At 68.4% G+C, this 10,926-nt stretch carries 14 protein-coding genes; 3 read left to right on the top strand and 11 right to left on the bottom strand.

The window, feature by feature from the left end; genetic code table 11:
• Positions 1 to 1,183, top strand: a 1,183-nt coding sequence (locus OS124_RS0121635) for an ATP-binding cassette domain-containing protein (protein ID WP_010142095.1), incomplete at its 5' end; no start/stop codon positions are given.
• A gap of 3 nt (positions 1,184 to 1,186) precedes the next feature.
• On the opposite strand, the gene OS124_RS25605 is transcribed toward OS124_RS0121635, so the two are convergent.
• Positions 1,187 to 1,648 carry a GNAT family N-acetyltransferase gene (locus OS124_RS25605; RefSeq protein ID WP_010142094.1) on the bottom strand — a complete coding sequence of 154 codons (462 nt, stop codon included), beginning with the start codon at positions 1,646 to 1,648 and terminating at the stop codon, positions 1,187 to 1,189.
• Positions 1,645 to 2,724 (bottom strand): AbrB family transcriptional regulator, encoded by a 1,080-nt coding sequence (locus OS124_RS0121625; protein ID WP_010142093.1) that lies wholly within the window; start codon positions 2,722 to 2,724, stop codon positions 1,645 to 1,647. The genes OS124_RS25605 and OS124_RS0121625 overlap by 4 nt, the downstream gene beginning before the upstream one ends.
• A gap of 620 nt (positions 2,725 to 3,344) precedes the next feature.
• On the opposite strand from OS124_RS0121625, the gene OS124_RS0121620 reads away from it, so the two are divergent.
• Positions 3,345 to 3,524, top strand: a complete 180-nt coding sequence (locus OS124_RS0121620) for a hypothetical protein (protein WP_029375644.1) — start codon at positions 3,345 to 3,347, stop codon at positions 3,522 to 3,524.
• Between the two features lie 329 nt (positions 3,525 to 3,853).
• Here OS124_RS0121620 and OS124_RS28225 read toward each other — a convergent pair whose 3' ends face one another.
• On the bottom strand, positions 3,854 to 3,979 hold the full coding sequence (locus tag OS124_RS28225; RefSeq protein ID WP_272941959.1) for a hypothetical protein: 126 nt from the start codon (positions 3,977 to 3,979) through the stop codon (positions 3,854 to 3,856).
• Between the two features lie 13 nt (positions 3,980 to 3,992).
• On the opposite strand from OS124_RS28225, the gene OS124_RS25600 reads away from it, so the two are divergent.
• Complete coding sequence (locus tag OS124_RS25600; protein WP_010142092.1) at positions 3,993 to 4,247, top strand: Lrp/AsnC ligand binding domain-containing protein; 255 nt, start codon at positions 3,993 to 3,995, stop codon at positions 4,245 to 4,247.
• A 65-nt stretch (positions 4,248 to 4,312) separates the two neighbouring features.
• On the opposite strand, the gene OS124_RS0121605 is transcribed toward OS124_RS25600, so the two are convergent.
• The 8 genes from OS124_RS0121605 to OS124_RS0121560 all read right to left on the bottom strand — a co-directional run.
• Positions 4,313 to 5,017 carry a YoaK family protein gene (locus OS124_RS0121605; RefSeq protein WP_010142091.1) on the bottom strand — a complete coding sequence of 235 codons (705 nt, stop codon included), beginning with the start codon at positions 5,015 to 5,017 and terminating at the stop codon, positions 4,313 to 4,315.
• Positions 5,018 to 5,372: 355 nt separating this feature from the next.
• The gene (locus OS124_RS0121600) at positions 5,373 to 6,437 is read right to left on the bottom strand and encodes a tyrosine-type recombinase/integrase (RefSeq protein ID WP_010142089.1); all 1,065 of its coding nucleotides are present in this window, start codon (positions 6,435 to 6,437) and stop codon (positions 5,373 to 5,375) included.
• A gap of 8 nt (positions 6,438 to 6,445) precedes the next feature.
• Entirely contained in the window at positions 6,446 to 6,640 is a 195-nt protein-coding gene (locus OS124_RS27120) for a hypothetical protein (protein ID WP_010142088.1), read from the bottom strand.
• 336 nt (positions 6,641 to 6,976) lie between these two features.
• Entirely contained in the window at positions 6,977 to 7,144 is a 168-nt protein-coding gene (locus tag OS124_RS27650; RefSeq protein WP_168161502.1) for a hypothetical protein, read from the bottom strand.
• The gene (locus tag OS124_RS25595; RefSeq protein WP_010142087.1) at positions 7,141 to 9,129 is read right to left on the bottom strand and encodes a DNA cytosine methyltransferase; all 1,989 of its coding nucleotides are present in this window, start codon (positions 9,127 to 9,129) and stop codon (positions 7,141 to 7,143) included. The genes OS124_RS27650 and OS124_RS25595 overlap by 4 nt, the downstream gene beginning before the upstream one ends.
• On the bottom strand, positions 9,129 to 9,482 hold the full coding sequence (locus tag OS124_RS0121570) for a hypothetical protein (protein WP_010142086.1): 354 nt from the start codon (positions 9,480 to 9,482) through the stop codon (positions 9,129 to 9,131). Before OS124_RS0121570 ends, OS124_RS25595 begins: the two co-directional genes overlap by 1 nt.
• Positions 9,482 to 9,784 carry a DUF2312 domain-containing protein gene (locus tag OS124_RS0121565; RefSeq protein ID WP_050900946.1) on the bottom strand — a complete coding sequence of 101 codons (303 nt, stop codon included), beginning with the start codon at positions 9,782 to 9,784 and terminating at the stop codon, positions 9,482 to 9,484. Before OS124_RS0121565 ends, OS124_RS0121570 begins: the two co-directional genes overlap by 1 nt.
• 25 nt (positions 9,785 to 9,809) lie before the next feature.
• A partial coding sequence (locus OS124_RS0121560; RefSeq protein WP_010142084.1) for a DNA polymerase III subunit beta occupies positions 9,810 to 10,926 on the bottom strand: 1,117 nt, incomplete at its 5' end.

Raw genomic sequence — 10,926 nt, 5'->3', positions numbered from 1 at the left:
GGACCGCAAGATCAAGTCCGAGGCCCGTTGGGCCGTCGAGGGCATCAGCGCACGGCGCAAGCGCAACCAGGGCCGGGTGCGCAACCTCGCCGCCCTGCGTGAGGAGCGCGGCAACCAGATCCGCCGCAAGGGCGCGGCGGCGATGGAGCTGGAGGCCGGGCCGGCCAGCGGCAAGAAGGTGATCGAGGCGAAGGGCCTCGAGAAGGCCTTCGGCGGCAAGCCCATCGTGACAAAGTTCGACCTGCTGGTGAACCGCGGCGACCGGGTGGCCTTCGTCGGCCCCAACGGGGTGGGCAAGACCACGCTGATCAAGATGCTCATGGGGCAGGAGGCGCCGGATGCGGGCGAGATCAAGCTGGGCACCAACCTGGTGCCGGCGATCTTCGACCAGTCCCGCGCCCAGCTCGATCCCGAGATGACGCTGTGGGAAAGCCTGACGGGCGACAAGGAGATGCGCGTCTCGGGCGCCGCGGATCAGGTCATGGTGCGCGGCACGCCGAAACACGTGGTGGGCTACCTGAAGGAATTCCTCTTCGACGAGGCCCAGGCGCGGGCCAAGGTCAAATCGCTCTCGGGCGGCGAGAAGGCCCGCCTGTTGCTGGCCAAGCTGATGGCGCGGGAAAGCAACCTGCTGGTGCTCGACGAACCGACCAACGACCTGGACGTGGAAACCCTGGACCTGCTGCAGGAGTTGCTGGACAGCTACGACGGCACCGTGCTGCTGGTCAGCCACGACCGGGATTTCCTCGACCGCGTCGCTTCGACCACCATCGCCATGGAGGGCGATGGCCGCGCCACCGTCTATGCCGGCGGCTGGAGCGACTACCGGGCGCAGCGCGCCGAAGTCGCGCCGATGAAGGACGCGCGGGCAGGGCGGGAGCCTGGGGCGAAGGCTCAGGCCGCGGCGCAGGAGCCTGCGGCCCCGAAGCCGGCGGCGGCCAGGGCAGCGCAGAAAACCGCGCTTTCCTTCACCGAGAAGCATCGCCTGGAAGAGCTGCCCGCCGTGATCGAGCGTTTCGAGGCCGAGATCGCCAAGCTGGAACAGTTCCTTGCCCAGCCGGACCTCTACCAGAAGGAGCCGGTCAAGTTCGCCAAGGGCACCGAGGCGCTGGCCGAGCGGCAGAAGCTGCTGGCCGAGGCCGAGGAAGAATGGATGGAACTGGAAGAGAAGGCGGCGGGCTGAGGATCAGCCGTCGCCGGGTTCGCGGAACATGGTGATCCGGCCGCTGCGGGCAAAGCCCAGCTTGCCGTAGAATCGCGTCAGCCCCCGGTCGGCCTCGGCCTCGGGGGTGATCACCAGGTAGACCTCGGTCGCGCCGGCGTCCTCGGCCCAGTCCAGCACCGCCGCGGCCAGCCTGCGCGCCAGCCCGCGGCCCCGTGCATCCGGGAGGACGTAGAGGTCTTCCAGCTCGGCGGCGCAGCCGAATTCCACCCCGTGGGTAAGCGAGCCGGCGGCAAGCCCCAGCACCACTCCCCCGGCTTCGGCCAGCAGGATGCAGGCGCGCTCGTCCTCCAGCATCCGGGCCAGGTTGCGGCGCAGGGCCGGGGTGGGGGTGGTGATCCCGTCCTCGTCGAAGAAGGCCCGGTAGAGTGGCACCAGCCGCTCGGTGTCTGCCGGGCCGGCGCGGCGCAGCTCGGGCGCGCTCATGCCCCGGCCTTCGGGGTGTCGAACCAGCCGCGTTTCGACACGAAGCCCAGGCAGAGCACCGTCAGCACGATGCGGTAGAGGTGGTGCATGGTGACCACCGCCGGGTTGGTGTTGAGCGACAGGGCCACCAGCGCCATCTCGGTCACCCCGCCCGGCGCGAAGGAGATCACCAGCACATCCGTATGCTGTCCGGTCAGCGGCGCCACCGACAGCGCCAGCGTCAGCCCGATCGCCAGCATCACCGCGACCGAGAGCGCCGAGAGCCAGGTTGCCCGCAGCAGCCGTCCCCATTCGACGCCGATGAAACGGGTGCCCAGGGAGGTGCCGATGATCACCTGGCAGCCCGAGACCACCCATCCCGGCGCCTCGATCACCGCCAGCCCCGAGAGGGTCAGCACGGCGGAGCAGATCAGCGGCCCGATCAGCTGCGAGGCCGGGATATGCAGGCGGCGGAAGATCAGCAGACCCAGCACGGCTGCGCCCAGAACCTCGGGCAGGTGTTCGAGGCCGACATTGCCACCGCTCATCGACATGCCGGCGGAAGAGCCCACCGGATGGCCGTACCACAGCGACAGGCCGACCGGCAGCAGCGAGACCACCACGATGATGCGCAGGAACTGCTGCACCGCGAGGATGCGCACATCCGCGCCCGCCGCTTCGCCCGAGACGATGGAATCGATCAGCCCGCCCGGCGCCCCGGCATAGAAGGCGGTGGCGCGGTCATAGCCGCCGATGCGGCGGAAGATCTGGTAGTTGACCGCCTGGGTCAGCGGCACGAAGAGCGTCAGCGCCAGGATCGAGGGCAACATCCGGGGCAGGTTGCCGACGATCTCCCAGGTGATCTGGGCGCCGATGGTGGTGCCGATGATGGCGATGAAGAGCGACCGGAAGCCTTCGGGGAACTTGTAGTTCTCGGGCAGGATGCCGGGCAGCAGGCCGGCGGTCAGCGCCACCGCGAAGAGCGATCCCAGCATGTAGGGCAGGGGCAGGCCGATCAGGTGGGCGGCCAGGCCGCCAAGGTAGCCCAGCAGGCAGAGGGCGATCAGGCGGAAGGCGGTTCGGGGAAAGTCTTGCAAAAGTCTCGGCCGGTGGTCTGGCATCCGGGATGCCGGGCCTGATCCTGGAACCAGAGCCGCGGAATGGTCCAGGAAGGGCCGCCCGGCACCGGGCGCGGGGAAAGGATCTGCGTGGCAAGGGCCCGGGTTGGTAGCGCGCTACGGCACCAGCGGTCTGGCCACGAATTCAGTGCGGGGGATCCCAGGAGGTGCGTGGATGGTCCTCAATGGAATCAGCGGCTTGCGTTCCGGGCGTCCCTCGAGGTTCTTCCCATGTCGTTCATGCGAGGGTGTTCGTTGCGGCTGCGGCCAATGCCTGGCGATCAACGTCCTTGGGGTGGACTTCGGAAGGTGTCGTCGCCCGGCTCTGGCCATGAATGATGCTGATCTGGTACTGCGATCCCCCCTCCTGCGCAAGAACCTTCCCAAGGGGCTGTCCGAACGCGCCCGGGCATTGGCTCTGGCGGGGCAGGCCGGGTGGGGCTGGGGCATCACTGGGCAGCAGCGCCAAGCGAGGTCCGTGAACCGGGACGCCGGGCCCAGCCACTGCGAGGGACAGGCCGACCGGCCCCCATCCCGTCCGCTTCGCGACGCCCGACAGAGGCGTCAGTGGCGGCAGGATCCGGTCATGTCCCTGTTCGATGAAGAAAATCGCGAAGGTCGGACAAGAGCCCGGCCAGGTCTTCGAGAGCCGCCGCGTCGTAGTCGATCACGGCCCAGGGCACCCGCTCCCGATCCTGGTGGAACAGGTTCAGCTCACAGGAGGCATCGAAGACTTCAAGCTCGACCTGCCCGGCATTTCAGATCAGACAGACCGTTGAGTGATACCCGATGTCCGCCGCCTGCGGCTGCAGGACGTCGGCAGCCCCGAGTGCCGAAAGTACCCGTTCTGCAAGGGCAAGCGCCGCATTCCTCGGGCGCCGGTCACCCTCCTGCCACCCGCAGGGCAGCCCTCTCCATGTTTCGGTCATGTCCCACGCCGCATGTTGCACATGGGGCATGCAACAATGCCCGGACCATCGGCGCAAGCCACTGACCGCAGTGGGGCCTTTGCCTGCCTGTCAGGACAGGCTGCCATCGGGAAGGTGACCCGGATTGAGAGCGTGCCGCGCGCGGCACCCGAGGCGAAACACGGCTCGGGTGGTGACGTTCAGCGTTCCGGCGCAGGGGCGGTGATCTGCTGGCCGAAGGGGGCGGCCGAAAGACCAATGCCCGTATCTTGCGACCGTTCGAAAAGCCCGAAGTAGCCGTCCGAGCCGACGATCGACGCCTGCAAGCTGGGCCGCACATTGCTGACTTGCCCTGTCGTCGACACGGGCAGCTGCAAGGCCACCCGGGATCTGCCGGCCTTCGCGCATCGTCCCGGAGTTGAGGACCTTCATACCCTCGCGGGGGAGGGGTGCGTCCTGGTCAAGGGCCTGGCAATCGACACGGATTCGCTCGACGACTTCCTGATGGAGATCCAGAGCCTCGAGGGCCTGCGGTCGGCTCGCAGCTACATCACCCCCTCGACCTTCCTCGAGACATGGCCGCTGCCGGCCTGAGTTCCCAGTCGGGGCCTTTCGCCCAGCATGTTCCGCCCAGCCCCTGCCGTCACGTCGTGACGGGCTCAGTCCGGGCGCGGCAGATGGCGCGCCCGCAGCATCTCCGGCAGGGCAATTGCCAGCAGGCAGCCGCCAGCCAGGGTGAAGAGCCAGGGGCCGATGGCGGCATGCAGGAGCGCCCCGGCGATCCCCCCGAGGGCAAAGGCGGACAGGGTCAGCACATGCAGCCCGAGGTTCGGCAGGGCGGCCGTCCGGGACCGGCCGGGCGTCAGGATCGCGGCCAGGCCGATGCCTATGTCCGTGGCCATCCCCGAGACATGTGTCGTCCGGACCCGCGATCTCGAGATCAGGGTCGTGACCGCGTTCTGAAGGCCCATGACAAGGCTCAGACAGCCGACAAGCCAAGCTTTCGACCCGTCGTCATGGAAGGACAGGAGGGGCCCCAGGGCCGCGACGATCACCCCTTCCGTCGCGATGGCGGCAGCGTAGACAGAGCGCAGGCCCCGTTGTTCGCCGAAGACGATGAAGGCGGCAGCCAGGGTCGCCCCGGCGATGAAGAGGGCCAGCAGAAACAGGAAGCCGAGGCTGGACCTCCAGGACCCGCGCGCGACCTCGTCGGCAAAGGCGGACAGGTTGCCGGTCATGTTCGCGGTGAAGGAGCTTGCGATCAGGAAGCCGACAGCATTCAGGGCTCCGGCGATCGTGGACAATGCCGCCGCGAGGTGGCGGTCGATCGTGCCGTTTCGCTCATCGCCGACATGGACCAGCATGCGCCGCGCTCCCCTGGAGTTATGCGGGACATGTTACAGCCCCGGCAGGGTCGGCGCAAATTCCTGTTGGCCCCGGGACCCTTGCGGAGTTGCCGCGACCGGAAAGATCGGCATGATCCGCCATGACGCAAATCTGTCGGCCCGTATCAGCCATCCGTGGACGGCAGCCGTGCCGCTCGAGCCCTGGCGGCCTGCAGTCCTGATCCTGTGGGGAGTTCAGCGTCGATTGGAGCGGGTAGCGAGCTTCGCAAAATGCTGATTTTCGCCGTTGTTACAGAGAGCAGGTGTCCCATCTGGCTGCAAATTGCGGGTTAACGGAATCAATGGGTTACGGGCAAGGTGTCCCACGGAAATCTCACCATTCCATTCCCTCCAGAGAGGTCATCGCGTCCTTGGCCATCTTCCAGCGATCCACCCCTCTGGTGTATATTTCGGAGGTCTGCGCCTGGGTGTGGCCATGGATCGTCATGATCTGGTATTGCGAGCATCCTTCCTGGGCGAGCAGGTGTCCGGCAGCTTTGCGAACGCCGTGCGCTGACCGGCCCTGGAGGCCAGCTGCATCACACCATCGGCGGAACATGTTGCCGAGTGAGTCCGGTGTCGAGAATGGAAGCCCCTTAGCATTGAGCAGGTAGGTTCTACCTTGCGCCGATGCGGCCCTTGTCGCGCGGAACAGAGGCGGCAGCATCGGGATGGTCACCTCTGCAGAGCCTCGCTTGGAGGGCTGCCAGCGGAGAGCCTGGACGCCTTGCACCTTCGTCTCATGCGCGCGACCGAGCCAAATCGCATCGCCGATCCGGCAGGCGGTGAACATGAGCAGGGTGAGGCACAGATGAGGCGTCGTGCCAGCCGGGTGCTTTGCCCTGAACTTCTGGAGGTCATCGGGCGACCAAGGAACAGCGCCGCCCTTGCCGGGGTCGATACGGCTGATACCGACTGCGGGGTTCACGTCGCATAGGCCGCGCTCGCAGGCCCATCGGTACATCGACCGGATGCCCTCGATGATGCTGTCCGCGCGGGCCGGTGTTGCGATGAATTCATCGCGCAGTTCGATCAGCTTGGGTTGTGGCATCGCCATGGCATAGTCGCCATAGCGCTCCGTCAGAACCTTCATCACCCCTTTGCGCTTCTTCAGAGTGAGGGGCGAGGTGGCGCCGGCGGCGACATCCCGTTCCATCGCCGCCAGGTGCTTTGCAGCAATCCAGCCGATCGAATAGCGGATGGCTCTTTCCTCTGGTGTGGCCTCGGGGGTGAGGATCACGCCCGCGCGCGCGGCACGGTAGATCTCGACGAACTGCGGGTGATCTGGCGCCACGGACAGCGCGATGCGCCGGGTCTTGTCGCCCTCGACGCGCACCCGGTAGCGGATCTTGCCGGAGGGCAGCTTCTCGGCCAGGAGGCCGGGATATCGGACTTGCATCGCGCTCGTTACCAAGAAAGGGGCTGGCGCGGATCGTCGACAGCTTCCTGTCCCAGGGCAACCCTCTCTTGGGTATAGGTGAACTTCACGCCATCAGGTCCGACCGATGCGATGCGCGCGTCGGGGTGGAACTTCTTGACCGTCTCGAACGCCTCGTTGATCTGGCGTGATGTCGGCATCGCAGGGGCTGGTGCTTTGGCCATGTCACTCCTCCTTTTCGTCGTCTAGCTCGTCGTTCCGGAGGGCAAATGCCGCGAACGCCTCCGGGGGCCGATCGGGGTCGCGGACGCTGTCTGGCTGCGTGTCGCCCTGTGCCCCATTTTTTGTGGCGCGAATGAGACTGGTAAATCGCGGGTCATCGAGGGCGATAAGCTGGCCACGCCCTTAACGGCCCCCATCACAACACCCACCTTGCGGGGCCGTGTCCGGCGACAAAGAGGTCCCAGCCGATAAGCACCAGAAGCATGCTGCCACCATGAGAGAGGTGGCGGCCTGTTCCGCGGCAGACCAGCTCTTGGGTTTCGAGCTCGGACACGTAGTCATGCATCGAAAGCTTCCTCTCTCTGGCGCTTGAAGGCGTCGCCCAGCACCGCGGCCGCGGCGCGGTAGAAGATCCGCACGGCGGGCTCGGTGGCCTCGTCGGCCATAAGCTCGGCGCGTGCCTGGATGTCGGCGAGGTCTTCGGGGGGGACGGTCTCTATCGTCATGCTACGGCCTCCTGGCGGATCAGTTGCGGACAATTCGCCCGGACCAGCGCGGCCGCGACCGGTGGGCAGACGGAGTTCCCGACGCAGCTGACCTGTGTCTTCTTGGCGAAGCTGGTCCAGGTCCAGTCGGGGCCGAGGCTCTCCCAGACGCCCTCGATGACGTAGTCGGCGGGGAAGCCCTGGGCGGTGAAGAGCTCGCGCGGGGTGAGCATCCGCATGCCGATGTCGGCCACGACATAGCGGGTGTCGGCGATCTCCAGCGTGACCAGCTCGCCGCCGTCCCAGGCGCCATGGGCGCGCAAGAAGGCGGCCACCTCGCGGGCGCGGGCTTCATGCGCTTCAGTGAAGGGCGGCGCCTGGAGGGCCGCCTGCATGTGTGCCATGCGGTCCTTGACGGTGATCGTGTGGCAGGGCGCCTCGGTGCGGGCGCCGTCGCCGGTGCCGTAGTACTTGGCGAAGAAGGCCGCGACCGGGGTCTGATGGCTGCCGCTGGCGGCGACGGTCGAGAGCGGGTCCCGGGCGTCATGCCCGGCGTTCATCCCCATGCGCGGGCCGCCGTTGTGCTGGGCCAGGAAAGCGGCGACGGTGGCATGCTTGGCGCCGCCGGCAACCACGGTGCCGAGGGGTCTGCCCAGATCCAGCGCGCGGGGCGCCTGGCCGGGGCGCTCGCCGTAGCCGGTCTGGATCAGGGTCGGCAGCAGCACGGCATTCTGGTCCTTGGGGCTGGCGCAGACGGTATGCAGCGGAAGCACTGGTGCCCGGTTGCGGCCGCCCTGCTGGGCATAGGTCAGGACAGGGGCGACGACGGCGTGCTGGACGCCGGCGCCGGTGACGGTGCCGAGGGGATCGCTCAGCGGATATTCCCGGCGGCCGCCGCTGTCGCCATGGGCGATGCTGGCAAGGCAGGGCGCCAGCAGGGCGCTATGACCACCACCAGCCAGCACCGTCGGATGCGGGGCGCCGATGGCGCTGTCGCGGCGGGCGGTGCCCTTGAGCGACAGGAGAGAGGGCGCCACGACGGCCTTCTCGCCACGCCTGGCGGCGGTGATGGTGCGCAGGGGCGCGCGGAGATCCTCCAGCCGGGCGCCGTGGGTGAGGTTGACGACGAAGGGGCTCTCGGCCTCGAGCACGTAGCGGGCGACGCCGCGGGCGATCCGGGCGAGGGTGTTGTCGGCCAGCGGGCGCACGGCGCGCAGGCCGTGGATCTCGCGGATCTCATCGGCGCTGTCGAAGATCGAGGGGCAGGGGATCGACCAGTCGATGCACTCGGCGGCCGTGCGCCAGGGTTTTAGGACGCCCGCGATGACGCGCGGGTCGTCGGGCGCGCCGTGGGTCGGCTCAGGCCAGACGATGGGCTGGCCGTCAAAGCGGATGAGGACAAAGAGGCGCTTGCGGATCGTCGGGGCGCCGTAGTCGCAGGCGCGCAGCTCTCGGGTCTCCATCTTGCCGCCAAGCTTGCGGATGGCCTTGCACCAGCGCGCGAAGGTCTCGCCGCGGCGGTTCGGGCAGGGCATCGGCCCGCGCGGGGTCTCGATGACGGGGCCCCAGGTCTTCCACTCCTCGACGTTCTCCATGATCACCACGTCGACCTGGCCGCCGCTCTGCTGGATGCGCTTGATCCAGCCGGGGATCACCCAGGCGAGGTCGCGGATGTTGCGGGCCACCGGGGCGCCGCCCTTGGCCTTGGAGAAGTGGCGACAGTCCGGGCTGAACCACATCAGCCCGATATGGCGGCCGGCTAGATGATCCAGCGGATCGACGCGATAGACGTTCTCGCTGAGGTGCAGGGTCTCCGGGTGGTTCGCGGCGTGCAGGGCCAGGGCCTTCGGGTTGTGGTTGATGGCGATGTCGGGGCCGCGGCCCAGGGCCATCTCGATGCCGGTCGAGGCGCCACCACCGCCGGCAAAGCTGTCGACGATCAGCGGCGGGCCGAGGGGTGCCGGGCGGGTGTCCAGGGCGAGGTCGAGAAGATGTGCGCCGTCCATCAGGGGGCCTCCGGGGTGCAGACAAGGGCGTGATAGGCAGGCAGCAGGGCGAGGGTGGCGAGCAAGGTGCAGAGCACCATGGTCGCCAGCGCGGTGCCGTCCTGGGCCTGGCCGAACAGCCAGCCCGCGCCGGGCGCGGCGCCGGGAAGGAAGGGGCCACAGGGGGCGATCCGGTGCAGCAGGCGGGGCATCGCTGTGCCGTCCTGTGCCGTCCGCGCCGCGTCATGGGGCGCGAGGGTCATGGCCAGCACCAGCGCCAGCTGCACCAGGTTGCCACCCTGCGCCAGGGCGGCGGCCGAGAGCGCGGCGACGCTCGGGCAGGCGAGGACGGGGGAGCAGATCAGCCAGCGCATCAGCCCATCCCCAGGGCGTCTTTGTAGAGGTCGAGCACGGCCTGTTCCTCGGCCACGTCGTCGGGGTCGCGCTTGCGCAGCGCGATGAGCCGGCGCAGGACCTTCACGTCGTAGCCCCGGCCCTTCGCCTCGGCCATGACCTCCTTCTGCTGCTCCGCGATGACCTGCTTCTCGGCCTCGAGCCGCTCGTAGCGCTCGACGAAGCCGCGCAGCTCACCGGCGGTGACACGATAGGCCTTGTCGCGGACCTCGCGGTCGGCCTGGGTCTCCTTCAGGCGGGGCGCCTGGTCGTCACTGCTCATGGCCATGTCCTTCATCCCCCTGGCCTCAGTCGCGCATCGGCATGAGAACCCAGAGCGCGTCGGGGTCCTCTGTGGCGATGCGGGCGGGATCGCCGCGCCCGGCACATGAGAGGGTGAAGGCTGGCGCGATGCGGGAGAGTTCGGAGAGCAGGCGCAGGCTGATCGTGACGGTCAGGCCGTCCTCGGTGACATGGCCCTGCAGCGGCGCGGAGATCTCGTCGCCCTCGCCGGTGGCAAGCGACATACGCGCGGCGCCAGGGTTGAGGCGAAGGGGCAGCGACTGCCCGGAGGTGGTGGCGCTGGCGATGGTGCGCAGGCGGGTCAGCGCGGCGGTGGAGAGATGGGCGGTCAGCTTGTCCGAAGGCGCGGGCACGACGCGGGTGTAATCCGGATAGGTGCCGTCGATGCCGCGGGTGATCAGCTGCAGCCCCTCGGAGCGCAGCACCAGGTGGCGGTCGCCGGCATGGATCTGCAGGGCGGCATTGCCGCTCTTGCGGGCCAGGGCCAGCAGCAGGTCCACGGCGCGGACGGGCAGGATGATCCCGGAGGGGTGGTCACAGATCTCCGGGCGGAACTGCGCAGGCACCTCGCAGTCGATCACGGCCATGCGGTGGCCATCGGTCGAGACGGCGCGCAGGGTGCCGGCCTCGGGCTTGGCGGTCAGGTAGGTGCCGTTGAGATAGTAGCGCGTCTCCTCGCGGCTGATGCAGGAGCGGCCGAGGTCGAGCAGCCGAAGGAGTTGGGCACCGGACAGGGTGAACTGGGGCGCGCCGCCGAGCCAGTCCCGGTCGAGATCCTCGAAGGGCCGGGGGAAGTCTTCGGGCGGGATGGTGATCTTGAGCACGACCTCGATCTCGCCATCGGAGAGGCGCAGGCGGTCATGCTCCTCGCCCGCCAAGAAGGAGAGTGTGACCGGCCCCCGGGCGGCGCGCAGGAAGCCCGCCAGGGCGCGGTGCGAGACCACGAGATCTGCGGCGCCGGTGGTCTGGGCCTCCAGCTCCAGCGTCAGGGCCATGTCGGTGTCGGTGGCGTCCAGCGTGATCTTGCCCTCGGCAAACCGGATGCGGACGCAGGCCTGCACCGGCACGAGGTTCCAGCGCAGGACCACGCGGTCGAGGTGGGCGGCGGCTTGGCGCAGCTCG

The sequence above is a fragment of the Oceanicola sp. S124 genome (assembly GCF_000220565.1).
GTDB lineage: Bacteria > Pseudomonadota > Alphaproteobacteria > Rhodobacterales > Rhodobacteraceae > Pseudooceanicola.
This window is presented reverse-complemented; position numbering and strand designations above follow the sequence as displayed.